The sequence below is a fragment of the Bradyrhizobium sp. Rc3b genome (assembly GCF_900114915.1).
Taxonomy (GTDB): Bacteria; Pseudomonadota; Alphaproteobacteria; order Rhizobiales; family Xanthobacteraceae; genus Bradyrhizobium.
This window is the reverse complement of sequence record NZ_FOUS01000007.1, coordinates 15,180-41,697: the sequence shown is the minus strand read 5'-3', so window position 1 is coordinate 41,697 and position 26,518 is coordinate 15,180. Positions and strand designations below refer to the sequence as shown.

Sequence of the window (26,518 nt, the reverse complement as noted above, 5' to 3'; positions counted from 1 at the left end):
GTCAGGCTTGGCCGTTCGAGATCGCAATCAGGTGCTTCAGCTTCGCCTTGGCCGCGCCGCTGTCGATCGACTTGATGCCGATCGCGACGCCCTCCTTGAGGTCCTTGGCGCGTCCGGCCACCACCAGCGCGGCGGCGGCGTTCATCAGCGCGACGTCGCGGTAGGCGCTCGGCTTGCCGTCGAGCACGCTCTGCAGGGCGATTGCATTGGCGTCGGCGTCACCGCCTTTCAGCGCGCCGGCCTCGCAGCGCGGCAGGCCGGCGTCCTCCGGCGTCACCTCGAAATTGCGGATCTCGCCGTTGTGGAGCGCGGAGACGAAGGTCGGACCGGTGAGGGTGATCTCGTCGAGGCCGTCGGAGCCGTGCACCACCCAGGCGGATTCAGAGCCCAGGTTCTTCAGCACCTGCGCCAGCGGCTGCACCCATTGCCGCGAGAACACGCCGACCATCTGCCGCTTCACGCCCGCCGGGTTGGACAGGGGGCCGAGCAGATTGAAGATCGTGCGTGTCGCGAGCTCGACTCGCGTCGGGCCGACATTCTTCATGGCCGGGTGATGAGCGGGCGCGAACATGAAGCCGATGCCGCATTCGCGCACGCAATGGCCGACCTGCTCGGGCCTGAGGTCGATCTTCACCCCGAGCGAGGCCAGCACGTCGGCGGCGCCCGAGCGCGACGACAGCGCGCGGTTGCCGTGCTTGGCCACCGGCACGCCGGCGCCGGAGACGATGAAGGAGGCGCAGGTCGAGACGTTGACCGAGCCGGAGCCGTCGCCGCCGGTGCCGACGATGTCGACGGCTTCCGGCGGTGCCGTCACGCTCAGCATCTTGGAGCGCATCGCCGTAACGGCGCCGGTGATCTCGTCCACCGTTTCGCCGCGCACCCGCAGCGCCATCAACAGGCCGCCCATCTGCGAGGGCGTGGCTTCGCCCGACATCATGGCGTCGAAGGCGGAAGCCGCTTCCTCACGCGACAGGCTGGCGCCGGTCGCCACTTTTCCAATGATCGATTTCAGGTCGTCCATCGCGTGCTTTCAACTCACTGGTTCGCGCCGGTCACCTGCGCGAAGGCGGCCTGATTAATGGTGGTCCCGATGTCGGTTTCAAGCTTGTTGACGTAAGAGGCGACCTGCTCCTCGGTCTGGGCACGGTCGAGGGTTTCCTTCAGCTTCTTGATCGCGTCGGAGGCGGCGTCGACCGCGGGTTCGACGATGTCGGTGACGCGGAAGACGATCACCTCGGTCCCCCCCGTCACCGGCGTCTGTCCGACGCCGTCCTTGGCGGTGCGGAAGGCGGCCGATACGACGGCCGCGGGCACGCCGGCGGGCGTATCGTCGCGCTTGAAGCCGGTTGCTGTCTCGACCTTGGCGCCGATCGCTGCGGCTTCATCGGCGAGCTTGCCGCCTGCTTCGAGCTTCTGCACCATCTCGGTCGCCTTGGCCTTGAGCTTGGTGGCGATCTGGTCCTGGCGCCAGCGCGCCTCGACCTGATCGCGGACCTCGTCGAGATTGCGGTCGCGCGAAGGCGTGATGGCGAGCACGTCGTACCAGACATAGCCGCCCTTGAACGAGATCGAGTCGTTGTCGACGCCGACATCGGTGTTGAAGGCCTGCGACACCACGTCGAGGCCCTGCGGAATGTTGGCGACCGGCTGGCCGTTCGGGGCGCGGCCGGAGCGATCGACCGCGTCGATGGTCACGGCGGTGAGGCCGAGCTTCTGCGCAGCGTCGATCACGCTGGCGCCGCCGCCGCGCTCGTCTTCCATCTTGTCGCGGAGATCGGCGACCTTGACGCGCGCGCGCTCGGTGGCGATCTCGCGCTTGATGTCGCCGGCAAGGCTGGCGTAGTCCGCCTCCTTGCCCGGCTCGATCTTGTCGACCCTGACGATCGCGACGCCGAGCCCACCCTGGATCGGCTGGCTGATCTCGCCGACGGGAAGCGCGAAGGCGGCATCGCCGACGGCGGCAGCGAGCGAAGACTTGGTCACGAGGCCGAGGTCGACATCGGAGGCGCTCAGCCCGCGCTCCTTGCCGAGATCCTCGAACGACATTCCGCCGACGAGGCGCTCGCGTGCGGCCTGCGCGTCGGTCACGTTGGGAAACACGATCTGCTGGATCTGGCGCTTCTCCGGCGTGCCGAGCCGGTCCTTGCGCTGCTCGAACATCTTCTTGGCGTCCTCGTCGGAGACCTCGCTCCACTTGCCGATTTCTTCCGGCGAGACCACGACGAAGGAGATCTTGCGGTATTCGGGCGCGCGGAACTGAACCTTGTGATCCTCGAAATAGGCGGCGAGCGCCTCGGGCGAGGGCGCGTCGATCTGGCCGGCCTGGGCGGCGTCGAGCCTGACGAACTCGATGGCGCGCTGCTCGTTCTGGAAGCGCGTCAGCACGTCGATCATGGCTTTCGGCGGCTCGAGGCCGGCGCCGATCGTGCCGGTGATCTGCCGGCGCAGCGACACCTTGCGCTGCTCGGCGACGTAGCGCTGCTCGGTATAGCCGAAATTACGGATCACGGCCTGGAACCGGTTCGCATCGAAACTGCCGCCGACGCCCTTGAAGTTGGGGTCGTTCATGATGAGCTGGCGGATCTGGTCGTCGGACTGGCCGAGCCCGAGCCGGCGCGCCTCTTCGTCGAGGGCGGCTTCCGCGATCGTCTGCTGCAGCACCTGGCGGTCGAGGCCGAAGGCACGCGCCTGGTCGGGCGTCAGCGGACGGCCGAACTGGCGGCTGATCTGTTGCAGGCGGTCCGTGTAGATCTGGCGGAACTCGTTCAGCGAAATCTCGGTGCTGCCAACCTTGGCCACCGTGGACTGCCCGAAGCCCTTGAAGATGTCGGCGATTCCCCAAATGCCGAAACTGACGATCAACACGCCCATCACCACGGCCATAATCGTCTTGCCGAGCCAGTTTGATGAGGCCTTGCGCATTCCTCGAAGCATTTGGTCCAACTTGTTTGAGCAGGAGGGGAACGGGAGCGCGTCTTAATGCAGATTCAGCAAAAGCGCGTCACCAAATTGATCAATCATCATAAAGTGGTGGCTTTCCCCCCGCAACCTCGGGTCCGGCGACCGTTTGCGGCTGCGGTTAAAAGCCTCTGGTCTCTGGAACTGCAGCAGGTCCTCTGCTAGCGCATGCACAAACCTCATTTTGCTGGAAATTGACATGACCGACGCCATCCGCCCCCTGATCGCCGGAAATTGGAAAATGAACGGCCTGAAGGCCCAGGCTGCCGAGTTCGACGCCATGCTCAATGGTGCGGCCGAGGTGACCGGCAAGGCCGATCTGCTGGTCTGCCCGCCTGCGACCCTGATTGCGGCCTTCGCCGACAAGGCGCGCGGCAAGAAAGTCGCGGTAGGCGCCCAGGATTGCCACCCCAAGGCCTCCGGTGCCCATACCGGCGATATCGCCGCCGAAATGCTGGCTGATGCCGGGGCGACCGCCGTCATCGTCGGCCATTCCGAGCGCCGCGCCGACCACGGCGAGGGCGATGCCCTGATCCGGCAGAAGGCCGAGGCCGTCTGGCGCGCCGGTGCGACGGCGATCGTCTGCATCGGCGAGACGCAAGGCCAGCGCGACGCCGGCCAGACGCTGGACATCCTGCGCGGGCAGCTCGCCGGCTCCCTGCCTGATGGCTCGACGGCCGCGAATCTCATCGTGGCCTATGAGCCGGTCTGGGCGATCGGCACCGGGCTCACCCCCACGGCCAAGGATGTCGAGCAGATTCATGGGTTTATCCGGGAGGTCCTGACCTCCAGGTTCAAGACCGACGGGGGGAAGATGCGCATCCTCTACGGCGGCTCGGTCAAGCCCTCGAATGCGGCCGAGCTGATGGCGGTCAAGAACGTCAACGGCGCCCTGGTCGGCGGCGCCAGCCTGAAGGCGGCCGATTTCCTTGCGATCGCCAAGGGCTGCCCCTAGCTAACCTCAATGCGGCTGATCCGGACCCGATCGGGGGTGGCAATGCCCCCTCTGATCGTGTAACACCGCGCAACTTCAGGAAAACCCGCGAAGCGCGATCGGCCGCCGTCAGGCGCCGCCCGCTTGTGACGGAAGGATACTATGCAGACCGTTGTCATCGTCATCCACCTCATGATCGTCGCCGTCATGATCGGCGCCGTCCTGCTCCAGAAGTCGGAAGGCGGCGGCCTCGGCATGGGCGGCGGCGCAGGCTTCATGTCGAGCCGCGGCACCGCGAACCTCTTGACGCGGACCACCGCGATCCTCGCCGCCGGCTTCTTCCTCACCAGCATGTTCCTGTCCTGGCATGCGGGCTACAGCCGCGCGCCGTCGTCGATCATCGGCACCCCGGCCTCGCAGGGCCAGCCGGCCGGCGGATCGCCGATCGCGCCGCCGACGTCGGGCGGCATCCTGGATTCGCTGAAGAAGGCCGACGAGCAGCAGCAGGCGCCGGCTCCGAGCGGCCCGCAGGTGCCTCGTTCGCAATAAAGCAGGGGGGCCATGCAGGGCGGTGGCTACCGTCCTGCATCAACAATCCCCATCAAGGCACTGTCACTACTCTTAATTTTGGCTCACCCACAGGCCCGCAAAATCTTTGGGGCGGAATACGAATCGCTTTGGCGAATCGAATTCGAGGGATTAGAGGTTAAGTCCCATGGCGCGGTACATATTCATCACCGGCGGCGTGGTTTCTTCGCTCGGCAAGGGTCTGGCTTCAGCGGCACTCGGTGCGCTGTTGCAAGCCCGGGGCTACAAGGTCCGCCTCCGCAAGCTCGACCCCTATCTCAACCTCGATCCCGGAACGATGTCGCCGTATCAGCACGGCGAAGTGTTCGTGACCGATGACGGCGCGGAGACCGATCTCGATCTCGGTCACTACGAGCGCTTCACCGGCCGTCCTGCGACCAAGCAGGACAACATCACCACGGGGCGCATCTATCAGGACATCATCTCCAAGGAGCGCCGCGGCGATTATCTCGGCGCGACCATCCAGGTCGTTCCGCACGTCACCAACGCGATCAAGGAATTCGTCCTCTCCGGCAATGACGATTACGACTTCGTGCTGGTCGAGATCGGCGGCACCGTCGGCGACATCGAGGGCCTGCCGTTCTTCGAGGCGATCCGCCAGCTCAAGAACGAGCTGCCGCGCGATCACGCCATCTACATCCACCTCACGCTGCTGCCGTACATTCCGAGCGCCGGTGAGTTGAAGACCAAGCCGACGCAGCACTCGGTGAAGGAGCTGCGCTCGATCGGCATCCAGCCGGACATCCTGCTCTGCCGCACCGACCGCGAGATTCCGAAGGAAGAGCGGCGCAAGCTGGGGCTGTTCTGCAACGTGCGTGAAAGCGCCGTGATCGAGGCGCGCGACGCCGACAGCATCTACGCCGTGCCCGAAGCCTATCACGCGGCGGGCCTCGACGACGAAGTGCTTGCCGCCTTCGGCATCGAATCGCGCATCCCGCCGGTGCTCAAGAGCTGGCACCAGATCAACGAACGAATCCGCAATCCCGAGGGCGACGTCACCATCGCCATCGTCGGCAAATATACCGGCATGAAGGATGCGTATAAGTCGCTGATCGAGGCGCTCTCGCATGGCGGCATCGCCAACAAGGTCAAGGTCAACCTCGACTGGATCGAAAGCGAGATCTTCGAGAAGGAAGATCCCGCGCCGTTCCTCGAGCACGTCAACGGCATCCTGGTGCCCGGCGGATTCGGTCAGCGCGGTGCGGAAGGCAAGATCCGCGCGGCGCAGTTCGCGCGCGAACGCGACGTGCCGTATTTCGGCATCTGCTTCGGCATGCAGATGGCGGTGATCGAGGCCGCGCGAAATCTCGTCGGCATCGAGGACGCCAACTCCACCGAGTTCGGCCCGACCAAGGAGCCGCTGGTCGGCCTGATGACGGAGTGGCTGCGCGGCAACGAGCTCGAGAAGCGCTCGCAGGCCGGCGATCTCGGCGGCACGATGCGGCTTGGCGCCTATCCCGCCGCGCTCAACCGCGGCAGCCGCGTCTCGCAGGTCTATGGCGGCGCGACCGAGATTTCCGAGCGCCACCGCCATCGCTACGAGGTCAACACCGCCTACAAGGATCGCCTCGAGCAGCACGGGCTGAAATTCTCAGGCTTGTCTCCGGACGGCGTGCTGCCTGAAATCGTCGAGTACGAGGATCACCCCTGGTTCATCGGCGTCCAGTTCCATCCCGAGCTGAAGTCGCGGCCGTTCGAGCCGCATCCGCTGTTCGCGTCGTTCATTCGGGCGGCGATGGTGCAGAGCCGGCTGGTGTAGCGCACGCTCTCCCTTTGACGATTGCGCGTTTTGTTGCGACAAGCTCCCTGCAAGAACAACAATGCAGGAGTGAACTCCAATGATCTACGAAATGCGCGTCTATCGCTGTGTCCCCGGCCGGCTGCCCGCGCTGTTGAAGCGGTTCGAGACCGCAACGCTGAAGATCTGGGAGAAGCACGGCATCAAGCAGGCCGGGTTCTTTACGACCGTGATCGGTGAATCCAACCAGGATCTAACCTATTTCCTCGCCTGGGAGTCGCTTGCCGAGCGCGAGACGAAGTGGGGCAAGTTCATCGCCGATCCGGACTGGATGAAAGCGCGCACCGAGAGCGAAGCCGACGGCCAGATCGTCGCCAACATCGACAGCCAGATTCTGGCGCCGACCGCCTTCTCCTCGGTCAAGTAGCAGCTCCTGCAAGGGAGGCGCCGGGGAGCCCCGGCGCAACCCTGTTATTCAAGCAGCCCGGCCCGAATAGGGTTGATCCGACCCTCATCGCGGCTATGGTCGCGCCGAAACGAGGGATTGGCCTTGAGCTCTTCGAATTCAGCGGCGCCGGTCGTCGCAATCGGCACGGTCGAGTTCGGCAATGATCTGCCGATCTCGATCATTGCAGGACCCTGTCAGCTCGAAAGCCGCCAGCATGCGCTGGAGGTCGCCTCCGCGCTGAAGGAGATCGCTGCGCGGCTGAGCATCGGGCTCGTCTACAAGACCTCGTTCGACAAGGCCAACCGCACCAGCGCGTCGGCGGCGCGCGGCCTTGGGCTGGCGCAGTCGCTGCCGATCTTCGCCGAAATCCGCTCCTCGCTCGGCCTGCCTGTCCTGACCGACGTGCACGAGGCCACGCAATGCGCCGAGGTGGCGCAGGCCGTGGACATCCTCCAGATTCCCGCTTTCCTCTGCCGGCAGACCGATCTGTTGCTGGCTGCCGCCGCGACCGGCAAGGTCGTCAACGTCAAGAAGGGGCAATTCCTCGCGCCGTGGGACATGGCGAATGTCGTCACGAAGATCACCAGCGCGGATAATCCCAACGTGCTCGTCACCGAGCGCGGCGCTTCCTTCGGCTACAACACGCTGGTCTCCGACATGCGCGCGCTGCCGATCCTGGCGCGCACCACCGGCGCGCCCGTCATCTTCGACGCCACCCATTCGGTGCAGCAGCCGGGCGGGAAGGGGACCTCGTCGGGCGGCGAGCGCGAATTCGTGCCGGTGCTGGCGCGCGCGGCCGTGGCGGTCGGCGTCGCCGGCGTCTTCATCGAGACCCACCCGGATCCTGATCGTGCGCCCTCCGACGGCCCCAACATGGTGCCGCTGCGCGAGTTCGAGGCGCTGATCGCCAGGCTGATGGCGTTCGACGCGCTGGCAAAGAACCCGCGCTGATGCAGCAAGGCGAGGCGCGGCCGCACGATCACGGCCTGCCCACGGCGCTCTACGTCATATCAGGAGCGAGCTTCGCCGCGGCGCTTTCGGCGCGCGCACTCGATCCGGTGCTGCCACACGTCGCCGAGGATTTCGGCGTCAGCATTGCCACCGCCGCGGGCTTTGCCGCGGTGTTCGCCTTCACCTTCTCGATCATCCAGCCCATTGTCGGCGCCGCCGCCGATCTGTTCGGCAAGACGCGGCTGATGATCGGCTGCCTCGCGCTGCTCGGTCTTGCCAACATCTTGGGCGCGCTCTCGTCCTCGTTCTCGGTTCTGTTTGCGACCCGGATCCTCGCCGGCATCGGCTCCGGCGGCGTGTTTCCGGTGGCGCTGAGCCTGACCAGCGATCTCGTCGGGCCCGAGAAACGTCAGGTCGCGATCAGCCGCACGCTTGCCGGCGCCATGACCGGCAACCTGCTCGGTGCCTCGGCCTCCGGCCTAATCGGCGATTTCCTCGGCTGGCGCGGCGTGCTCGCGGTGCTCGGCGCGCTCGTGATCGTGGCGTCGATCGCGGTTGCCGCCGGCTTTCGCGGCGCCAAGGTCAAGCACCCGCCGAAGACGAGCCTGTCGGCGCTGAAGGCCGGCTATCGCACCATCTTCACCAATCCGAATGCCTATGTCTGCTATTCGGCGGTGTTCATCGAAGGCTGCTGCGTGCTCGGCCTGTTTCCCTACATCGCCTCGTTCCTGTTCGAGCTGGGGCAGACCTCGCTGTCGATCGCCGGCATGGTCATCGCCGGCTTTGCGGTCGGCGGCCTGTTCTACACGCTGACGGTGTCGCGTCTGCTGCCGTGGCTCGGCGTCAAGGGCATGATGATCGCAGGCATGACGCTGGTCGCCTCGCAACTCGTCGCCGTCGCGTTCGGTCCGCGCTGGGAAGTGCAGGCGCTGAATCTCATCGTGATGGGATGGGGCTTCTACATCGCCCATGGCTGTCTTCAGGTCTTCGCCAGCGAGCTCTCGGTCGAGGCGCGCGCCACCGCGCTGTCGCTGCATTCGTTCTTTTTCTTCATGGGGCAGACGGTGGGACCGCTCGCCTATGGCTTTGGGCTCCAGCATGCCGGCAAGATGCCGACCCTGTTCGCGAGCGCCGCGATCATGGTCGTGCTTGGCTTCGTCTGCGCTCAATTGCTCAAGGCGCGGGCACCGTCCGACGCGCGCTGAGGCTAGCCCCGCCCGCGATAGGGCGCGACGCCTTGCTCGGGCACCCACAGGCCCTTGGGTACGCGGCCGGTCTGCCAGAACACGTCGATCGGGATGCCGCCGCGCGGATACCAGTAGCCGCCGATGCGCAGCCATTTCGGCTTGATCTCGCCGGCGATGCGCTTGCCGATCATCACGGTGCAGTCCTCGTGGAAGGCGCCGTGATTGCGGAAGCTTGCGATGTAGAGTTTGAGCGATTTCGATTCCAGCAGCCACGCGTCGGGCGCGTAATCGATCATCAGATGCGCGAAATCCGGCTGGCCCGTGACCGGGCAGAGCGAGGTGAATTCCGGCACGGTGAAGCGCACCAGATAGTCGGTGCCCTTTTGCGGATTGGGCACGCGGTCGAGCTGGGCGTCTTCCGGTGTGTGCGGCCATTCGACCGCGCGGCCGAGCTGGAGGGATTTCTTCGCCATCGTCGTCACATCCTGTTTCGGATGCCGGGATGGACGCAAATGCAGCTGCCGTCAACCGGCCGCGATCGTCTGGATCATGACGATGCGATCGTTGCCGGATTCGCAGCCCCAGAGCTCGCCCGGTCGGCCGTCGAGCTGGCGCACATTGGCGTTGGCCCTGTCGCTGGCGAAGACGTTGAACGTCTCAGTGGCGGGATCGAAACGCACGATGGCGTTGGCAGAGAAATCGGTCAGCCAGACCTTGTCCTTGTGGTCGACGAAGACAGCGTAGGCGCGGGGACGCTCGCCCGGCAGCTTCCAGCTCTTCCAGGATCCGTCGGCGGGATCGTGCACCGAGACATGGCCGCTGTTCCATTCGCTGACCCAGATCCGGCTCTTCGAATCCGACCAGACGCGCCGCGATCCCTGGTTCGGCGTCGGTGGCGCGACCACAGCGGCATTGCCGCTTGCCGGGTCGATCTTCGCGATATAGCTGCCGGCAAGCGAGGCGTACCAGACCTCGCCCTTGGGCGTCACCGTGATGCCATAGGGGCCGACGCCCTTGGGCGCCTTGAACACATTCATTTCGCCAGACTTCGGCGCGAGGCGGCCGTAATAGCCGGACTGGCCGGTGAACCAGTAGGTGCCTTCCTTGTCGAACACGCCGGTGTTGAGATTGGCCGAGGCGAACTTTTCCGGCAGGCGGAACAGCGTGACCTTGAGATCGCCAGGATCGACCCGTGCGATCGCGTTCTGGCCGCCCTCGGTGATCCAGGGCGCGCCATCGGGGCCGACGGTCACGCCATGCGGCGCGGCGCCCTGACCGAGGCCGACCGTCTTGAAACTGCCATCCCGGGGATCGAGCCTGCCGAGCAAGCCCTTGCCCTGCGCCGTGAACCAGACCGAACCGTCAGGGGCAGGCGTCAGATCGTGCAGGCCGATACCGGCGCTGATCGGGAAGTATTTTGTCCGGAACGGGCCCTCCTGGGCAAAACTTGGGCGAGCCACGAACAGGGCGGTGCTGGAAGCAAGAAACTGGCGGCGATTCATGGCGTTACCCCGACTGCTTGGGATTGAGGATGCACGCACAGACCGATGCCCTCGACCTTAATCCTGGCGCCTTCACGCGTCAGTCGAAGTGCCACCCTCAAGCGTTCACATTTGCTTGCGGCCCGTGTAAGACCCGCGGCGAACCGATCAGCTCCAACGAACGGAAGTGCACATCATGACCGCCATCATTGACATCATCGGCCGCGAAATCCTCGATAGCCGGGGCAATCCCACCGTCGAGGTCGATGTCGTGCTGGAGGATGGCGCGCTCGGCCGCGCCGCGGTGCCGTCCGGCGCCTCCACCGGCGCCCATGAGGCGGTGGAGCTGCGCGACGGCGACAAGGCGCGCTATCTCGGCAAGGGTGTCAGCAAGGCGGTCGGTGCCGTCAACGGCGAGATCTTCGAGGCCTTGAGCGGTCTCGATGCCGAGCAGCAGGCCCAGATCGATCAGATCATGATCGACCTCGACGGCACCGCGAACAAGAGCCGGCTCGGCGCCAACGCCATCCTCGGCGTTTCGCTCGCCTGCGCCAAGGCGGCTGCGAATTCGCTCGACATGCCGCTCTACCGTTACGTCGGCGGCACCTCGGCACGCCTTCTGCCGGTGCCGATGATGAACATCATCAATGGCGGCGTGCACGCCGACAACCCGATCGACTTCCAGGAGTTCATGATCCTGCCCGTCGGCGCCTCGTCCTTCGCCGAAGGCCTGCGCTACGGCGCTGAGGTCTTCCACACGCTGAAGTCGGAGCTGAAGAAGGCCGGCCACAACACCAATGTCGGCGACGAGGGCGGCTTTGCCCCGAACCTGCCGTCGGCCGATGCCGCGCTCGAATTCGTCATGAACGCAATCGGCAAGGCCGGATTCAAGGCGGGAAGCGACATCGTACTCGGCCTCGACTGCGCCTCGACCGAGTTTTTCAAGGGGGGCAAGTACGTCTATGAAGGCGAGGGCAAGACCCGCTCGATCTCCGAGCAGGCCAGGTACCTCGGCGACCTCGTCTCGCGCTATCCGATCGTCACGATCGAGGATGGCATGTCGGAAGACGACATGGACGGCTGGAAGGAGCTGACCGACCTCATCGGCAAGAAGTGCCAGCTGGTTGGCGACGACCTCTTCGTCACCAACGTCAAGCGCCTCGCCGACGGCATCAAGACCGGCCGCGCCAACTCGATCCTGATCAAGGTCAACCAGATCGGCACGCTGACCGAGACGCTCGCCGCCGTCGAGATGGCGCACAAGGCCGGCTACACCTCGGTGATGTCGCACCGCTCCGGCGAGACCGAGGATTCCACCATCGCCGACCTCGCGGTCGCCACCAATTGCGGTCAGATCAAGACCGGCTCCCTTGCTCGTTCCGACCGCACCGCCAAATATAATCAGCTCCTGCGCATCGAGCAGCAGCTCGGCAAGCAGGCGCTGTATGGTGGCAAGGCCGCACTGAAAGCGCTGGCATAAGCCAGCGCTTCGACTCGAGAAAAGACGGACAGGGGAGGATCGACATGAGCGACGGCAAGACCGGACTGCAACTGCGTTCGCTGCTGAAGAAGAGCGGCGAGCTGGAATTGTCCCTCGTGAATGTCCCGACCCCGGAGCCGGCCGACGATGAGGTCGTGGTTCGCGTCGAGGCGACACCGATCAACCCGTCGGACCTTGGACTCCTGATCGGGCCCGCCGACATGTCGGCCGCCAAGGCCTCCGGCACGAAGGAGATGCCGGTCATCACCGCGACGATGCCGGAGGCTGCGATGCGGATGATGGGAGCCCGGCTCGATCAGTCGCTGCCGGTCGGCAACGAGGGCGCCGGCACGGTGATCGGGGCCGGATCGTCGGATGCTGCGAAGGCGCTGATGGGCAAGACCGTATCGATGATCGGCGGCGCGATGTACACGCAGTACCGCGTGCTGAAGGTCCGCGACGTCATGGAGCTGCCGGCGGGCACCACGGCCGCGGACGGCGCGTCCTGGTTCGTCAATCCGCTGACCGCGCTCGGCATGACCGAGACGATGCGGCGGGAGAACCACAAGGCGCTCGTGCACACCGCCGCCGCCTCCAATCTCGGCCAGATGCTCAACAAGATCTGCATCAAGGACGGCATCGGCCTCGTCAACATCGTCCGGAGCAAGGAGCAGGCCGATATCCTGTACAAGATCGGCGCCAAGCACGTCGTGGATTCCAGCGCACCGAGCTTTACTGACGATCTCACCAATGCGCTGGTCGAGACCGGCGCCACGATCGCCTTCGATGCCATCGGCGGCGGCAAGCTGGCCAGCCAGATTCTGACCGCCATGGAAGTTGCCGCCAACAAGACGGCGAAGGAATACAGCCGCTACGGCTCCAACGTGTACAAGCAGATCTACATTTACGGCAGCCTCGACAACCGTCCGACCGAATTGAGCCGGTCGTTCGGACTGACCTGGGGCGTCGGCGGCTGGCTGCTGACGCCGTTCCTCCAGAACATCGGTCCGGCCGAGATCGGTCGCCTGCGCCAGCGCGTCGCGTCCGAGCTCAAGACCACCTTCGCCAGTCACTACACCAAGGTGGTGTCGCTGACCGAGGTGCTCGATCCCGCCAATATCGCGGTGTACGCCAAACGCGCCACCGGCGAAAAATTCCTCATCAACCCAAATAAATAATCGTGATCTGCGACCGCAGGTCACCGAAGGAAGGTCTTGCCTTCTGAGCGAAGCCGGAGATTATTCCGCCGCCATTTGAACGCGGAAAAAACCGCGGGGCGCTCAGAAGGGGACCTCTCCATGACTGATCTCAATCGCCGTCATTTGCTCACGGGCGCCGCTGCCCTCGGTGCGGCTGCCGTATCCGGCTTCGGACCGACCGCGGCCAATGCCTCAGTGCCGCCGACCGGCACGCAAGCGCCAGGCTTCTATCGCTACAAGGTCGGCAGCTACGAGTGCACCTCGATCAATGACGGTGCGCGCACCTTCCCGATGCCGGATAAGTTCGTCGCCAACATACCGAAGGACGAGGCGCTGGCGGCGGGTGAGGCGGCTTACATGCCGAAGGGCATGGTCACGATTCCGTTCAACCCGCAGCTCATCAATACCGGCTCGAAGCTCGTCCTGATCGACACGGGAAACGGCATTGCCAATCTCGAGGCGAGCAAAGGCGCTGTCGGCCGCACATTGCAGAACCTCCAGGCTGCTGGCGTCGACCCCAAGAACGTCGACGTTGTGCTGCTGTCGCATATGCATGGCGACCACATCAACGGCATTCGCCTGGCCGACGGCGCGTTGGCCTTTCCGAATGCGGAGATCATGGTGCCCGGCAAGGAGTGGGAGTTCTGGGCCAGTGAGGAGAACGCTGCCAAGGCCGAGTCCAATCAGGCGCTGAAGAACAATTTCGCCAACGTGAAGAAGATCTTCGCTGGCCTCGAGTCCAAGGTGACGAAGTACGAGTGGGGCAAGGAGGTCGCGCCGGGCATCACCTCGATCGCAACTCCGGGTCACACGCCGGGCCACACCTCGTTCGCGGTCGCATCGGGCGATGCCAAGGTGCTGATCCAATCCGACGTCACTAACATCCCGGAATTCTTCCTGCGCAATCCCGACTGGCACGTGATTTTCGACATGGATGCAGCGATGGCGCAGGCGACGCGCCACAAGTTCTACGACATGGCGGCGGCGGAGAAAGCGACCGTGGTCGGCTTCCACTTCACGTTCCCGGCGGTCGGTCATGTCGTGAAGGATGGCGCCAAATACCGCCTGGTCCCGTCGGCGTGGAATCCGACGATCTGATCGGGGTTAGCCGTTCGTGCGAAAGATCGGGCCGCCGCTTGGCGGCCTGATTTGTTTGGAACGAATGTCGCGGATCAATCGTAGCCCGGATGGAGCGCAGCGTAATCCGGGACCAGCGTAGCTTGGGGCAGGTCCCTGGATTGCGCTGCGCTCCATCCAGGCTACGTCCCAAACATCTGCTTTCGCGAAACACAGCGTTTCCAAATCGGGCCGGTTCATGCACTTGCATTAAATGATCCGGATCGCTTAAGTGCCGCCCGGCACTCCAGCTCAAGCCCTCAAGGACAATCCATGGCCTACAACATCGTCACGATCGCCGGCAGCCTGCGCAAGGACAGCTTCTCGCTGAAGATCGCCAATGCGCTGGCCAAGCTTGCGCCAGCCTCGCTCAAGCTCGAAGTCGTCACGCCGGCCGGCATCTCGTTCTTCAACCAGGACCTCGAGGGCGCGCCGCCCGCGGACTGGCTGGCCTTCCGCGACAAGCTCCAGAAGTCGGACGGCGTCATCTTCGTCACCCCCGAATACAATCGCGCCATCCCGGGCGTGCTTAAGAATGCCATCGACGTTGCCTCGCGGCCCTATGGCAAGAGCTCGTTCAACGGCAAGCCGGTCGGCATCGTCTCGAACTCGCCGGGCCCGCTCGGCGGCGTCAGCGCCGCAAAGACTCTACAGAACATCCTGCCGGGCATTGCGGGCCCGATCATGCAGCAGCCGGAGATCTATCTGAACGCGGTCGGCGATGCCTTCGACGCCGGAGGTAACCTCACCAAGGACTCGCTGAAGCCCGTGCTCCAGGCCTATATCGACGCCTTCGCCGCGCATGTGACCAAGCACCACGGCTGAGGCGAAACACGCTCCGTCATGGCCGGGCTCGTCCCGGCCATCCACGTCTTTGCGGACACCAAGAACGTGGATGCTCGGGCGTTCGCAGCGCCGAAGCGGCTTCGGCCGCGCAGGCGGGGCAAAGCCCTGGCATGACGATCGTCGGCAGGGGCAATTAATGCCGCCTTAACCAACCTGTCCCATCTTCCCAAGATGGTCTCCCGCGCGCGCCTGAAATCGATCCTGACCGGTCTTGCCCTCTACGCGATGGCGGCCGCCATCGTCGGCTATTTCGGCGTCAACGCCTATACTGGCAAATACGGCCTCAACGCCCGCCAGGAGCTCGACCAGGAGATCATCGCGCTGACCAGCGAACTGGCCCAGCTCAAGCGTGAGCGCGCCAGGAGCGAGCAGCGGGTGTCGCTGCTGCGGTCCGAGAGGATCGACCCCGACATGCTGGACGAGCGGGCGCGCTTCCAGCTCGACTACGTCAATCCGCGCGATCTCGTCCGGATGATCCCGGCGCATTAGCGCTTTCCGCAGCTTTCGAAACCGACAACGAAAGCCGCTGCCGAAATCCGACCACAGTGCCTTTCCTCCTGCGAAGGTCGTAAGTCCGGAACCGGGCGGCCGCCTTGACGGCAGTGCCGCGGCGGGCCCATGGCTTCTGGTGGCACTCTTCCGAAGTTGACGCAGATCAAGCGGGCAGGGCCGGCACGTTCTAGTCTGTCATCCGGAGGAAACAGTGATGAATGGGTCAATGCCCCGGCATCACGCGGCCCGTGTCGAGGCCGCCATCGCGTCAGGCCAGGCGGCACGATCCGCGCTTGTGGCCTCTTGGCGCCGTTCGTCCAGATTGCATCATCTCGATCCCGGCGGCCGCACCTCGCCGATGCGGCTGACCGAAGCCGAATTGCATCAGGCGCGCGAGCGCATCGCGCCGCTGCTGGCGGCGGCGCAAGGCGCGATGGACCGGCTCTATCAGGCCGTCGGCGCGAGCGGCTGCTGCGTGCTGCTCGCCGACGGCGAGGGCGTGCCGGTCGATCGTCGCGGCACGGCGGCGGATGACGCCACGTTTCAATCCTGGGGGCTGTGGACCGGTGCGCTCTGGAGCGAGGAGCACGAAGGCACCAACGGCATCGGCACCTGCCTCGTCGAGCAGCGTCCGCTGACGATCGACCGCGACCAGCATTTCTTCACCCGCAACACGCTTTTGAGCTGCACCGCCGTTCCGATCTACGACCATGAAGCGGCGCTTGCGGGCGTGCTCGACGTCTCCTCCTGCCGCGCCGATCGCACCGACGCGTTTTCCAGTCTGATCGCGCTTGCGACGGGCGAGGCGGCCAAGCGTATCGAGGCCGATCTGTTCCGCAGTGCGTTCAGCCATGCCCGCATCGTCTTGACGCAAGCTGCGGACGGCCAATGCGGTGGCCTCATTGCGGTCGATGCGGACGATCTCGTGATCGGCGCAACCCGCTCCGCCCGGGCGGCGCTCGGAATCGCGCCGGGCCGGGCCTTGCAGCCGGTGCCCGCGGCCGATCTGCTCGGCGGCGATACCGCGCGCGATCATCTCGCCGGCGGGCAGCGCGCGGTGGTGCAGCGGGCGCTGCTTCGCGCCGGCGGCAATGTCTCGGCGGCCGCCAAGGCCCTCGGCGTCAGCCGTGCCACGCTGCACAGAAAGCTCAAGCGGTTCGAACTGAACCATTAGGCCGAGCTATTTCCCCTGAAACCCTGCGCTCGAAATTCCGGTCTCGCCCCGGACGCAGCGCAGCGCGTCGCACTTGCGACGTGGTGCGCTGCAGAGCCGGGGCCCATGTATCAGCATTCTCCCGTGTCGCCTGGATCCCGGCCCTGCGCAGCAACGCGAAGAGCGTTACAGCGCGTCCGGGACACGAGAATGCGCCGGGACACGAGTGTGTGTCGCAGAACTGCGACAGGTCGGCTCCGCCATCGCTCCCATCGGGGCTGACAGAAAACACCTCCCGCGACATCGTCCGCGCAAGTCGCGAGTCACGCGACGAATTGCGCAAACAGCAAACATCGGGAGTGATCAATGAACAAGGTGGAATTCCTCAGCGTCACCAAAGTTCCCTTTGCCGAACGCTATGACAACTTCATCGGCGGCAAATTCGTCGCGCCGATCTCCGGCAAATATTTCGACAATGCCTCGCCGGTGAACGGCCAGGTCGTCTGCAAGATCGCGCGCTCGGACGCGCAGGACGTCGAGCTGGCCCTCGACGCGGCGCATGCCGCCAAGGGCGCCTGGGGCCGTACCAGCGTCGCCGAGCGCGCCGCGGTCCTGAACCGGATCGCCGATCGCATGGAAGAAAATCTCGAGCGTCTCGCCATCGCCGAGACCTGGGACAACGGCAAGCCGATCCGCGAGACCCGCGCCGCCGACATCCCGCTCGCCATCGATCACTTCCGTTACTTCGCCGGCGTCGTTCGCGCCCAGGAAGGCTCGATCGGCGAGATCGACCACGACACCATCGCCTATCATTTCCACGAGCCGCTCGGTGTGGTTGGCCAGATCATCCCCTGGAACTTCCCGCTGCTGATGGCCTGCTGGAAGCTCGCCCCCGCGCTCGCCGCCGGCAATTGCGTCGTGCTCAAGCCCGCCGAGCAGACCCCGGCCTCGATCATGGTCTGGGCCGAGATCATCGCCGACATCCTGCCGCCAGGCGTCCTCAACATCGTCAACGGCTTTGGCCTCGAAGCCGGCAAGCCGCTGGCATCGAGCCCGCGCATCGCCAAGATCGCCTTCACCGGCGAGACCACGACGGGCCGGCTGATCATGCAATATGCCAGCCAGAACCTCATTCCGGTCACGCTGGAGCTCGGCGGCAAATCGCCGAACATCTTCTTCAACGACGTCACCGCCGAGGACGACGATTACTTCGACAAGGCGATCGAGGGCTTCGTCATGTTCGCGCTGAACCAGGGCGAGGTCTGCACCTGTCCGAGCCGCGCGCTGGTCCACGCCGACATCTATGACCGCTTCATGGAGCGGGCGCTGAAGCGCGTCGCCGCGATCAAGCAGGGCGACCCGCGCGATGCCGCCACCATGATCGGCGCGCAGGCATCCGGCGAGCAGCTCGCAAAAATCCTGTCCTACATCGACATCGGCAAGCAGGAGGGCGCCAAGGTGCTCGCCGGCGGCGGACGTGCCGAGCTCGGTGGCGATCTCGCCGGCGGCTTCTACGTCAAGCCGACCGTGTTCGAGGGCCACAACAAGATGCGAATCTTCCAGGAGGAGATCTTTGGCCCCGTGGTCTCGGTCACGACCTTCAAGAACGACGAGGAGGCGCTCGAGATCGCCAACGACACGCTCTACGGCCTCGGGGCCGGCGTCTGGAGCCGCGATGCCAACCGCTGCTACCGCTTCGGCCGGGCCATCCAGGCCGGCCGGGTCTGGACCAATTGCTACCACGCCTATCCCGCCCATGCGGCGTTCGGCGGCTACAAGCAGTCGGGCGTCGGTCGCGAGACCCACAAGATGATGCTCGATCATTATCAGCAGACCAAGAATCTCCTGGTCAGCTACAGCCCGAAGAAGCTCGGCTTCTTCTGATCGAGGTGCGGAGAGGGCGGCGCCATCTTGGCGCCGTCCGCTCCGAAGGCCCGGATCGGCATGGTCCATAGTTCTTGATCCGGCCACGAATCTGCACGCGCACGTGGCGCGCATAGATTTGTTGCCCGATCAGCGCCAAAGATTTTCCAATATTTCGGCCACGTTGCACTGCGGCATAATGAAAGTCGTGCCATGCCGCTGCGGTGCTTTCCAAGGGCGTTTGAGTTGGGTTAGAGAGGACGAAAGTTTTCTCTGACCCGGAATTCCCATGGCCGCACCCAAGAAAGCCGCCGCAAGCACTCCACAGGACAAGACCGACGGCGGTTCGCCCCCGGAATTCACGAAGGAGCAGGAGCTCAAGGCGCTCCGCGACATGCTCCTGATCCGGCGGTTCGAAGAAAAGGCCGGCCAGCTCTACGGCATGGGCGCGATCGGCGGCTTCTGCCACCTCTATATCGGCCAGGAGGCCGTGGTGGTCGGCATGCAGATGGCCCTGAAGCAGGGCGATCAGGTCATTACCGGCTATCGCGACCACGGCCACATGCTTGCCACCGGGATGGATGCCAACGGCGTCATGGCCGAGCTCACCGGCCGCCGCGGCGGCTATTCCAAGGGCAAGGGCGGCTCCATGCACATGTTCAGCAAGGAGAAGCACTTCTACGGCGGCCACGGCATCGTCGGCGCCCAGGTCTCGCTCGGCACCGGTCTCGCCTTCGCCAATCACTATCGCGGCAACGACAATGTCAGCGTCACCTATTTCGGCGACGGCGCGGCCAACCAGGGCCAGGTCTACGAGAGCTTCAACATGGCGGAGCTCTGGAAGCTGCCGGTGATCTTCGTCATCGAGAACAACCGCTACGCCATGGGCACCTCGGTCTCGCGCGCCTCGGCGCAGCAGGATTTCTCCAAGCGCGGCGCGTCCTTCAACATTCCCGGCAAGCAGGTCGACGGCATGGACGTCCGCGCCGTCAAGGCCGCCGGCGACGAAGCCGCCGCCTGGTGCCGCGCCGGCAAGGGTCCCTTCATCCTGGAGATGCAGACCTATCGCTATCGCGGCCACTCGATGTCCGATCCTGCAAAATATCGCACACGCGAGGAGGTCGAGAAGGTCCGCCACGACCAGGACCCGATCGAGCAGGTGCGCAACCGCCTCCTGGCCGCCAAGGTCAGCGAGGCCGATCTCAAGGCGATCGACGCCGAGGTGCGCGACATCGTCAACGCGTCCGCCGATTTCGCCCAACATGATCCCGAGCCGGATGCCGCCGAGCTCTGGACCGACGTTTACCGCTGAACGCGCGCAAGCTTTCTTTTGGAGTCGATATGCCAATTCAAGTGCTGATGCCCGCGTTGTCGCCCACGATGGAGAAGGGCAACCTCGCCAAATGGCTGAAGAAAGAGGGCGAGACGATCAAGTCCGGCGATGTCATCGCCGAGATCGAGACCGATAAGGCGACCATGGAGGTCGAAGCGACCGACGAGGGGACGCTTGGCAAGATCCTGATCCCCGAGGGCACCGCCGACGTCGCGGTGAATACGCCGATCGCGACCATTCTCGCCGACGGCGAAAGCGCCGCCGATCTTGCCAAAGCGCCTGCACCGGCCGCGCAGAAGGCTGCCGAGTCCGCACCGCCCGCCGCGGCGAAGGCCGAGGCTCCCGCACCCAAGGCCGCTCCTGCGCCGCAGGCCGTCGCCGAGCCGGATCCGGAAGTGCCCGCGGGCACCGAGATGGTGACACAGACCATCCGCGAAGCCTTGCGCGATGCCATGGCCGAAGAGATGCGCCGCGACGCCGACGTCTTCGTGATGGGCGAAGAGGTCGCCGAATATCAGGGCGCCTACAAGGTCACGCAGGGCCTGCTCCAGGAGTTCGGCGCCAAGCGCGTCATCGACACCCCGATCACCGAGCACGGCTTTGCCGGCGTCGGCGTCGGCGCCGCGATGACGGGCCTTAAGCCGATCGTCGAGTTCATGACCTTCAACTTCGCCATGCAGGCGATCGACCAGATCATCAACTCCGCGGCCAAGACGCTCTATATGTCCGGCGGACAGATGGGCTGCTCGATCGTATTCCGCGGACCGAACGGTGCGGCTGCGCGCGTCGCCGCCCAGCACAGCCAGGATTATTCGGCCTGGTATTCGAACGTCCCGGGCCTCAAGGTCGTCGCACCGTTCTCGGCCGCCGACTACAAGGGCCTGCTCAAGGCCGCGATCCGCGATCCCAATCCGGTGATCTTCCTCGAGAACGAGGTGCTCTACGGCCACACCGGCGAGGTGCCGAAGCTCGACGATTTCGTGATCCCGATTGGCAAGGCCCGCATCGTGCGTTCCGGCAGCCATGTCTCGATCATCTCCTGGTCGAACGGCATGACCTATGCGCTGAAGGCGGCCGACGAGCTCGCCAAGGAGGGCATCGAGGCCGAGGTGATCGACCTGCGCACGCTGCGTCCAATGGACACCGAGACCATCATCAACTCGGTGAAGAAAACGGGGCGCGCCGTCACGGTGGAAGAGGGTTGGGCCCAGAGTGGCGTCGGCGCCGAGATTGCCGCGCGCATCATGGAGAACGCCTTCGATTATCTGGACGCGCCGGTCGCGCGCGTCTCCGGCAAGGACGTGCCGATGCCCTATGCCGCCAATCTGGAGAAGCTCGCGCTGCCTTCGGCGGCAGAAGTCGTCGAGGCCGCTAAAGCCGTCTGCTACAGGTAGACCATGGCGGGCCCGAAGGAGCAGCCACTTCCGCCCGACGTCATGACCCGCGACGACGCGGTCGAGATCCTGCGCGTGTTCGTGCTGGACGGCGGGCTGTCGATGGCGTTCCAGCGCGCCTTTGAGGAGCCCGACATGTGGGGCTTGCTGCTCGTCGATCTCGCCCGCCACGCCGCGCGCGCCTATGCGCGCGAGAGCGAATATACCGAAGAGGACGCGCTGAACCGGATCCTGGAGATGTTCCAGGCCGAGATCGAGCGTCCTACCGACACCGGCACCACGACGCCGCGCGGCAAGGGACACTGACCGTGGCGATCGAATCCCATCATTTCGATTTCATGCTGGAGGCGATCCGCGAGGCGGAGGCCTCGATCGCGCAGGGCGGCCTGCCGATCGGCGCGGTGCTGACGCGCGACAACAAGATCATCGCCCGCGGCCACAACAACCGCGTGCAGGAGAACAATCCGATCCTGCACGGCGAGATGAGCTGCCTGCGCGAAGCCGGCGCGATCTCGTTCCACGACACGGTGATGTACACCACGCTGTCGCCATGCTCGATGTGCGCCGGCGCGCTGGGGCTGTTCAAGGTCAAGCTCGTGGTGATCGGGGAATCCGTCACCTTCGAGGGATCCAAGGACATCCTCGACAAGTTCGGCGTCCCCTGGATCGACCTTGCCGACGATCGCTCCATCACCATGATGAAGAATTGGCGTTCCATCCCTGCCAATGAACGCCTGTGGCAGGGCGACATCGGCAACTAAACCTGGTCTGTTCGTCTCCGCTGTCGGAGGCGACATTTTGCAAAGTTCTTCTTGAGGTCAGCATGCCCATCAACATCCTGATGCCCGCTCTCTCGCCAACGATGGAGAAGGGCAACCTCGCCAAGTGGCTGAAGAAGGAAGGCGACAAGGTCAAATCCGGCGATGTCATCGCCGAGATCGAGACCGACAAGGCGACCATGGAGGTCGAGGCCATCGACGAGGGCACGATCGCCAAGATCCTGGTGCCCGAGGGCACGCAGGACGTCCCGGTCAACGACGTGATCGCGGTGCTCGCCGGCGAAGGTGAGGACGTGAAGGCTGCGGGTGCCGCCAAGCCCAGTGCTTCGGCCGCACCTCCGAAAGCTGCGGAGGCTCCCGCTGTGGCGCCGGCGCCTGCGCCCGCCGCGCCCAAGGCTGCACCGCCGCCCGCAGCGGCTCCCGCGCCGCAGGCCGCCGCACCGGCCGCGCAGAGCAACGGCCAAGGTGGTCGCGTGTTCTCCTCGCCGCTGGCGCGGCGTCTCGCCAAGGACGCCGGCATCGACGTGGCGATGGTATCAGGCACCGGCCCGCACGGCCGCGTCGTCGCGCGCGACGTCGAGCAGGCCAAGTCGGGCAAGGGCCTCAAGGCGCCTGCCGCGGCACCGTCCGATGCGCCCTCGATCGCGCCCACCATGTCGGACAAGCAGATCCTGTCGCTGTTCGAGCCCGGCTCCTACGACATCGTCCCGCATGACGGCATGCGTCGCACCATTGCCCAGCGCCTGACCGCATCGATCCAGAACGTCCCGCACTTCTACCTGACCATCGACTGCGACATCGGCAAGCTGCTCGCTGCGCGCGAGGAGATCAACGCTGCCGCGCCGAAGGACAAGGAGAAGAAGCCGCTCTACAAGATCTCGGTCAACGACTTCGTCATCAAGGCGATGGCGGTGGCGCTGCAGAAGATCCCGAACTGCAACGTGAGCTGGACCGAAAGCGGCATGGTCAAGCACCACCATTCCGACGTCGGCGTCGCTGTGGCGATGCCGGGCGGCCTGATCACGCCGATCATCCGCAAGGCCGAGACCAAGACGCTGTCCACCATCTCGAACGAGATGAAGGATTTCGCCGCGCGCGCCCGTTCGCGCAAGCTGAAGCCCGAGGAGTACCAGGGCGGCACCACGGCGGTCTCCAACCTCGGCATGTACGGCATCAGCCACTTCACCGCCGTGATCAACCCGCCGCATGCGACCATCCTCGCGGTCGGCACCAGCGAGGAGCGGCCCGTCGTGCGCGGCGGCAAGATCGAGATCGCGCACATGATGAGCGTGACCTTGTCCTGCGACCACCGCGCCATCGACGGCGCGCTCGGCGCCGAGCTGATCGGCGCGTTCAAGCAGCTGATCGAAAACCCCGTCATGATGATGGTCTGACGCGGCGGCAGAGGGCGCAATTTTGCATGTCCGTACCCGCTGGCCATGGATATCGCTGCTGCTCGGAGCCGTCGTCGCGCTCAACCCGATCGGGCTCGATTTTCTGCACTCTGCGTTCTTTGCCGGCGAGCAGCTGGCACGGAACATCGCCCAGCCCATCGTGCTCATTGCTCTGGCCGTCATGGTCCTGGCGCTGATGCTCGAATGGCTGGTGAGGTCTTTTCTGGTCAAGCGCCGCGCCCGCGGCGCCTCTTGAGTTGAACGGGAGCCGCCATGGCCGACACATCCTTCGACATCATCATCATCGGCTCCGGTCCCGGCGGCTATGTCACCGCGATCCGCGCCGCTCAGCTCGGTTTCAAGGTCGCGATCGTCGAGAAGTCGTATCTCGGCGGCATCTGCCTGAACTGGGGCTGCATCCCGACCAAGGCGCTCTTACGCTCCGCCGAGATCTATCACTACATGCAGCACGCCAAGGACTACGGCCTCTCGGCGGAGAAGGTCTCGTTCGACCCGAAGGCCGTCGTGCAGCGCTCGCGCGGCGTCTCCAAGCGGCTGAACGACGGCGTCGGCTTCCTGATGAAGAAGAACAAGGTGAGCGTGATCTGGGGCGCGGCTTCGATCGACGCGCCCGGCAAGGTCACTGTGAAGAAGTCCGATGTCGAGGCGCCGAAGGGCACGCTGGGCGAGGGGAGCTATCAGGCCAAGCACATCATCGTCGCGACCGGCGCGCGGCCGCGCGTGCTGCCCGGGCTCGAGCCCGACAAGAAGCTGATCTGGACCTATTTCGAGGCCATGGTGCCGGAGAAGATGCCGAAATCGCTGCTCGTGGTCGGCTCCGGCGCGATCGGCATCGAGTTCGCCTCGTTCTTCCACACCATGGGCTCGGACGTGACGGTGGTCGAGGTGCTGCCGCAGATCCTCCCCGTCGAGGACGCCGAGATCGCAGGCCTTGCGCGCAAGCGGCTGGAGAAGCAGGGCATCAAGATCATGTCCTCGACCAAGGTGACCAAGCTGGAGAAGAAGGCCGACAGCGTCGTCGCCACCATCGACGATGGCAAGGGCAAGCCTGTCACGACCGAGTTCGAGCGCGTGATCTCGGCGGTCGGCGTCGTCGGCAATATCGAGAATCTCGGCCTGGAAAAAATCGGCGTGAAGACCGACCGCGGCGTCATCGTGATCGACGGCTACGGCAAGACCAACGTCCCCGGCATCTATGCGATCGGCGACGTCGCGGGGCCCCCGATGCTCGCCCACAAGGCCGAGCATGAGGGCGTGATCTGCGTCGAGGCGATCAAGGGCCTGCATCCGCATCCCATGGACAAGAACCTGATCCCGGGCTGCACCTATTGCCAGCCGCAGGTCGCCTCCGTCGGCCTGACCGAAGCCAAGGCCAAAGAGAGCGGCCGCGAGATCCGTGTCGGCCGCTTCCCCTTCGTCGGCAACGGCAAGGCGATCGCGCTCGGCGAGGACCAGGGCCTGGTCAAGGTCATCTTCGACAAGAAGACCGGCCAGTTGCTCGGCGCCCACATGGTCGGTGCTGAAGTGACCGAGCTGATCCAGGGCTACGTCGTCGCCATGAACCTGGAGACCACGGAAGAAGAGCTGATGCACACAGTGTTCCCGCATCCGACCCTGTCGGAGATGATGAAGGAAGCCGTGCTGGATGCGTATGGGCGGGTGTTGAATATCTGATGGATGAGCCAGCGGGCTGTGGGACCCGTCATCCTGAGGTGCGAGGCCAGCGGTGCATAGCACGGCTGGCCGAGCTCGAAGGATGAAGGGCCGAGCTGCAGCAGCCGGGCTCGTCGCCCTTCGAGGCCTCCGCTTCGTTCCGGCGCCTCAGGGTGACGGGTTTGATAGAGAAATACGAAAACAAGAAGAGGGAATGAACCCATGCACGACAACGACAACCTCACCATCGAACGCCCGACCTTCGTCACCCATCTCGAATGCGCGATGGAAGGCGATCACTACGCGGCCGACCAGATCCACAACCTCTCCAAGGCGGGCAAGCCGCTGCTCGTCCGCTACGACCTCGCGGGCGTGAAGAAGGCGCTGACCAAGGACGCGCTGGCGCAGCGGCCCGGCGACATGTGGCGCTACCGCGAGCTGTTGCCGGTGCGCAAATGCAAGGACATCGTCTCGCTCGGCGAAGTCACCACGCCCCTGATCCGGCTGCCGAAGCTCGGCAAGAAGCTCGGCGGCGGCGAGATCATCGTCAAGGACGAGGGACGGCTGCCGACCGGTTCGTTCAAGGCGCGCGGTCTCGTGATGGCCGTGTCGATGGGCAAGGCGCTCGGCATCAAGCACATGGCGATGCCGACCAACGGCAATGCCGGCGCGGCGCTCGCGGCCTATGCGACGTCCTGCGGCATCAAGACCACGATCTTCTGCCCGGCCGATACGCCGGAGGTGAACGTCAGCGAGATCGAGCTGCAGGGCGCGACCGTCTACCGCGTCAACGGCTATATCGATGATTGCGGCAAGATCGTCGGCGAGGGCAAGGCAAAAGTCGGCTGGTTCGACACCTCGACCTTGAAGGAGCCGTACCGCATCGAGGGCAAGAAGACGATGGGCCTCGAGCTCGCCGAGCAGCTCGGTTGGGACGTGCCCGACGTGATCTTCTATCCGACCGGCGGCGGCACCGGCCTGATCGGCATGTGGAAGGCGTTCGACGAGCTCGAGAAGATCGGCTTCATCGGCTCAAAACGCCCGCGCATGGTCGCGGTGCAGGCCTCCGGTTGCGCGCCGATGGTGCGGGCCTATGACGCCGGCACCGAGCATGCGACGCGCTGGGAGGACGCTCACACCATCGCGTCCGGCATCCGCGTGCCGCAGGCGATCGGCGATTTCCTGATCCTGCGCGCGGTGCGCGAGAGCAAGGGCTTTGCCATCGCGGTCGACGATGACAAGATTTCGTCGGCGCTGAACGAGGTCGCGCGCGAGGAGGGGCTGCTGCTCTGCCCCGAGGGCGCCGCCACCTACGCCGCCTACAAGGACAGCCTCGCCGACGGCCGCGTCTCGAAGGATGACCGCGTCATGCTGTTCAATTGCGCGACCGGCCTGAAATACCCGCTGCCGCCCGTCACCCGCACGCTCGACCGTCACAAGCCGATCGACTACACGCAGTTCTAGCTTGCTTCTCCCTCGCCCCGCTTGCGGGGAGAGGGTTGGGGTGAGG

Annotated in this window: 25 protein-coding genes; 21 read left to right on the top strand and 4 right to left on the bottom strand. The window is 65.0% G+C overall.

Annotated elements, in window-relative coordinates; translation table 11 throughout:
• Position 1 precedes the first annotated feature (1 nt).
• Positions 2-1,021, bottom strand: a complete 1,020-nt coding sequence (gene trpD, locus BM190_RS17205; RefSeq protein WP_092256981.1) for an anthranilate phosphoribosyltransferase — start codon at positions 1,019-1,021, stop codon at positions 2-4.
• A 14-nt stretch (positions 1,022-1,035) separates the two neighbouring features.
• Positions 1,036-2,934, bottom strand: a complete 1,899-nt coding sequence (locus tag BM190_RS17200; protein WP_092256979.1) for a SurA N-terminal domain-containing protein — start codon at positions 2,932-2,934, stop codon at positions 1,036-1,038.
• 223 nt (positions 2,935-3,157) lie between these two features.
• Between BM190_RS17200 and tpiA the strand changes: the two genes are divergently transcribed.
• From tpiA to BM190_RS17165, 6 genes are all read left to right on the top strand, one after another.
• On the top strand, positions 3,158-3,913 hold the full coding sequence (tpiA, locus tag BM190_RS17190) for a triose-phosphate isomerase (protein ID WP_018320273.1): 756 nt from the start codon (positions 3,158-3,160) through the stop codon (positions 3,911-3,913).
• A gap of 141 nt (positions 3,914-4,054) precedes the next feature.
• On the top strand, positions 4,055-4,441 hold the full coding sequence (gene secG, locus BM190_RS17185; protein ID WP_018320274.1) for a preprotein translocase subunit SecG: 387 nt from the start codon (positions 4,055-4,057) through the stop codon (positions 4,439-4,441).
• A 166-nt stretch (positions 4,442-4,607) separates the two neighbouring features.
• Positions 4,608-6,239 carry a CTP synthase gene (pyrG, locus tag BM190_RS17180; RefSeq protein ID WP_018320275.1) on the top strand — a complete coding sequence of 544 codons (1,632 nt, stop codon included), beginning with the start codon at positions 4,608-4,610 and terminating at the stop codon, positions 6,237-6,239.
• A 79-nt stretch (positions 6,240-6,318) separates the two neighbouring features.
• Positions 6,319-6,645: an NIPSNAP family protein gene (locus tag BM190_RS17175; protein ID WP_018320276.1), complete on the top strand. Its 327-nt coding sequence runs from the start codon at positions 6,319-6,321 to the stop codon at positions 6,643-6,645.
• A 123-nt stretch (positions 6,646-6,768) separates the two neighbouring features.
• Complete coding sequence (kdsA, locus tag BM190_RS17170; protein WP_092256977.1) at positions 6,769-7,617, top strand: 3-deoxy-8-phosphooctulonate synthase; 849 nt, start codon at positions 6,769-6,771, stop codon at positions 7,615-7,617.
• Positions 7,617-8,822, top strand: coding sequence for an MFS transporter (locus tag BM190_RS17165; RefSeq protein WP_092256975.1), 1,206 nt, complete (start codon positions 7,617-7,619; stop codon positions 8,820-8,822). The genes kdsA and BM190_RS17165 overlap by 1 nt, the downstream gene beginning before the upstream one ends.
• A 2-nt stretch (positions 8,823-8,824) precedes the next feature.
• Here the strand turns inward: BM190_RS17165 and queF are convergent, their stop codons facing one another.
• Together queF and BM190_RS17155 are read right to left on the bottom strand one after the other, a co-directional pair.
• Positions 8,825-9,277 carry a preQ(1) synthase gene (gene queF / locus BM190_RS17160; RefSeq protein WP_177237123.1) on the bottom strand — a complete coding sequence of 151 codons (453 nt, stop codon included), beginning with the start codon at positions 9,275-9,277 and terminating at the stop codon, positions 8,825-8,827.
• Between the two features lie 51 nt (positions 9,278-9,328).
• Complete coding sequence (locus BM190_RS17155; RefSeq protein ID WP_092256971.1) at positions 9,329-10,306, bottom strand: Vgb family protein; 978 nt, start codon at positions 10,304-10,306, stop codon at positions 9,329-9,331.
• 175 nt (positions 10,307-10,481) lie between these two features.
• On the opposite strand from BM190_RS17155, the gene eno reads away from it, so the two are divergent.
• The 15 genes from eno to BM190_RS17080 all read left to right on the top strand — a co-directional run bounded on the left by eno (position 10,482) and on the right by BM190_RS17080 (position 26,472).
• Positions 10,482-11,765 carry a phosphopyruvate hydratase gene (gene eno, locus BM190_RS17150; protein ID WP_092256969.1) on the top strand — a complete coding sequence of 428 codons (1,284 nt, stop codon included), beginning with the start codon at positions 10,482-10,484 and terminating at the stop codon, positions 11,763-11,765.
• A 44-nt stretch (positions 11,766-11,809) separates the two neighbouring features.
• On the top strand, positions 11,810-12,943 hold the full coding sequence (locus BM190_RS17145) for a zinc-binding dehydrogenase (protein WP_092256967.1): 1,134 nt from the start codon (positions 11,810-11,812) through the stop codon (positions 12,941-12,943).
• 120 nt (positions 12,944-13,063) lie between these two features.
• Positions 13,064-14,062, top strand: coding sequence for an MBL fold metallo-hydrolase (locus tag BM190_RS17140; protein WP_092256965.1), 999 nt, complete (start codon positions 13,064-13,066; stop codon positions 14,060-14,062).
• Positions 14,063-14,353: 291 nt separating this feature from the next.
• Entirely contained in the window at positions 14,354-14,905 is a 552-nt protein-coding gene (locus BM190_RS17135; protein ID WP_018320285.1) for an NADPH-dependent FMN reductase, read from the top strand.
• A gap of 192 nt (positions 14,906-15,097) precedes the next feature.
• The gene (locus tag BM190_RS17130) at positions 15,098-15,415 is read left to right on the top strand and encodes an FtsB family cell division protein (protein WP_018320286.1); all 318 of its coding nucleotides are present in this window, start codon (positions 15,098-15,100) and stop codon (positions 15,413-15,415) included.
• A 217-nt stretch (positions 15,416-15,632) separates the two neighbouring features.
• Positions 15,633-16,592: a helix-turn-helix domain-containing protein gene (locus BM190_RS17125; RefSeq protein WP_177237122.1), complete on the top strand. Its 960-nt coding sequence runs from the start codon at positions 15,633-15,635 to the stop codon at positions 16,590-16,592.
• Between the two features lie 345 nt (positions 16,593-16,937).
• Positions 16,938-18,455: an aldehyde dehydrogenase gene (gene adh, locus BM190_RS17120; RefSeq protein WP_018320288.1), complete on the top strand. Its 1,518-nt coding sequence runs from the start codon at positions 16,938-16,940 to the stop codon at positions 18,453-18,455.
• 268 nt (positions 18,456-18,723) lie between these two features.
• Positions 18,724-19,746, top strand: a complete 1,023-nt coding sequence (gene pdhA / locus BM190_RS17115; RefSeq protein ID WP_092256959.1) for a pyruvate dehydrogenase (acetyl-transferring) E1 component subunit alpha — start codon at positions 18,724-18,726, stop codon at positions 19,744-19,746.
• 29 nt (positions 19,747-19,775) lie between these two features.
• Positions 19,776-21,161, top strand: coding sequence for a pyruvate dehydrogenase complex E1 component subunit beta (locus BM190_RS17110; RefSeq protein WP_018320290.1), 1,386 nt, complete (start codon positions 19,776-19,778; stop codon positions 21,159-21,161).
• 3 nt (positions 21,162-21,164) lie between these two features.
• On the top strand, positions 21,165-21,467 hold the full coding sequence (locus BM190_RS17105) for a DUF5076 domain-containing protein (RefSeq protein WP_018320291.1): 303 nt from the start codon (positions 21,165-21,167) through the stop codon (positions 21,465-21,467).
• Between the two features lie 2 nt (positions 21,468-21,469).
• A complete protein-coding gene (locus tag BM190_RS17100) occupies positions 21,470-21,922 on the top strand; it encodes a nucleoside deaminase (protein WP_092256957.1) in 453 nt (150 codons plus the stop codon).
• A 62-nt stretch (positions 21,923-21,984) separates the two neighbouring features.
• Entirely contained in the window at positions 21,985-23,334 is a 1,350-nt protein-coding gene (locus tag BM190_RS17095; RefSeq protein ID WP_092256954.1) for a pyruvate dehydrogenase complex dihydrolipoamide acetyltransferase, read from the top strand.
• A 22-nt stretch (positions 23,335-23,356) separates the two neighbouring features.
• Positions 23,357-23,590 (top strand): hypothetical protein, encoded by a 234-nt coding sequence (locus BM190_RS17090; protein ID WP_018320294.1) that lies wholly within the window; start codon positions 23,357-23,359, stop codon positions 23,588-23,590.
• Positions 23,591-23,607: 17 nt separating this feature from the next.
• Positions 23,608-25,029 carry a dihydrolipoyl dehydrogenase gene (lpdA, locus tag BM190_RS17085; RefSeq protein ID WP_092256951.1) on the top strand — a complete coding sequence of 474 codons (1,422 nt, stop codon included), beginning with the start codon at positions 23,608-23,610 and terminating at the stop codon, positions 25,027-25,029.
• A gap of 201 nt (positions 25,030-25,230) precedes the next feature.
• Entirely contained in the window at positions 25,231-26,472 is a 1,242-nt protein-coding gene (locus tag BM190_RS17080) for a threonine synthase (RefSeq protein WP_092256948.1), read from the top strand.
• The last annotated feature ends 46 nt before the right edge of the window (positions 26,473-26,518 follow it).

Excerpts from the sequence above, each read along its gene's own strand:
- pdhA (WP_092256959.1), top strand. The coding sequence starts at position 18,724 with ATGGCCGCACCCAAGAAAGCCGCCGCAAGCACTCCACAGGACAAGACC.
- BM190_RS17200 (WP_092256979.1), bottom strand. The coding sequence starts at position 2,934 with ATGCTTCGAGGAATGCGCAAGGCCTCATCAAACTGGCTCGGCAAGACG.
- BM190_RS17080 (WP_092256948.1), top strand. The coding sequence starts at position 25,231 with ATGCACGACAACGACAACCTCACCATCGAACGCCCGACCTTCGTCACC.
- BM190_RS17095 (WP_092256954.1), top strand. The coding sequence starts at position 21,985 with ATGCCCATCAACATCCTGATGCCCGCTCTCTCGCCAACGATGGAGAAG.
- BM190_RS17130 (WP_018320286.1), top strand. The coding sequence starts at position 15,098 with ATGGTCTCCCGCGCGCGCCTGAAATCGATCCTGACCGGTCTTGCCCTC.
- tpiA (WP_018320273.1), top strand. The coding sequence starts at position 3,158 with ATGACCGACGCCATCCGCCCCCTGATCGCCGGAAATTGGAAAATGAAC.
- BM190_RS17175 (WP_018320276.1), top strand. The coding sequence starts at position 6,319 with ATGATCTACGAAATGCGCGTCTATCGCTGTGTCCCCGGCCGGCTGCCC.
- BM190_RS17125 (WP_177237122.1), top strand. The coding sequence starts at position 15,633 with ATGAATGGGTCAATGCCCCGGCATCACGCGGCCCGTGTCGAGGCCGCC.
- queF (WP_177237123.1), bottom strand. The coding sequence starts at position 9,277 with ATGGCGAAGAAATCCCTCCAGCTCGGCCGCGCGGTCGAATGGCCGCAC.
- BM190_RS17155 (WP_092256971.1), bottom strand. The coding sequence starts at position 10,306 with ATGAATCGCCGCCAGTTTCTTGCTTCCAGCACCGCCCTGTTCGTGGCT.
- BM190_RS17135 (WP_018320285.1), top strand. The coding sequence starts at position 14,354 with ATGGCCTACAACATCGTCACGATCGCCGGCAGCCTGCGCAAGGACAGC.
- BM190_RS17140 (WP_092256965.1), top strand. The coding sequence starts at position 13,064 with ATGACTGATCTCAATCGCCGTCATTTGCTCACGGGCGCCGCTGCCCTC.
- secG (WP_018320274.1), top strand. The coding sequence starts at position 4,055 with ATGCAGACCGTTGTCATCGTCATCCACCTCATGATCGTCGCCGTCATG.
- eno (WP_092256969.1), top strand. The coding sequence starts at position 10,482 with ATGACCGCCATCATTGACATCATCGGCCGCGAAATCCTCGATAGCCGG.
- lpdA (WP_092256951.1), top strand. The coding sequence starts at position 23,608 with ATGGCCGACACATCCTTCGACATCATCATCATCGGCTCCGGTCCCGGC.
- BM190_RS17165 (WP_092256975.1), top strand. The coding sequence starts at position 7,617 with ATGCAGCAAGGCGAGGCGCGGCCGCACGATCACGGCCTGCCCACGGCG.
- BM190_RS17145 (WP_092256967.1), top strand. The coding sequence starts at position 11,810 with ATGAGCGACGGCAAGACCGGACTGCAACTGCGTTCGCTGCTGAAGAAG.
- pyrG (WP_018320275.1), top strand. The coding sequence starts at position 4,608 with ATGGCGCGGTACATATTCATCACCGGCGGCGTGGTTTCTTCGCTCGGC.
- trpD (WP_092256981.1), bottom strand. The coding sequence starts at position 1,021 with ATGGACGACCTGAAATCGATCATTGGAAAAGTGGCGACCGGCGCCAGC.
- adh (WP_018320288.1), top strand. The coding sequence starts at position 16,938 with ATGAACAAGGTGGAATTCCTCAGCGTCACCAAAGTTCCCTTTGCCGAA.
- BM190_RS17110 (WP_018320290.1), top strand. The coding sequence starts at position 19,776 with ATGCCAATTCAAGTGCTGATGCCCGCGTTGTCGCCCACGATGGAGAAG.
- BM190_RS17105 (WP_018320291.1), top strand. The coding sequence starts at position 21,165 with ATGGCGGGCCCGAAGGAGCAGCCACTTCCGCCCGACGTCATGACCCGC.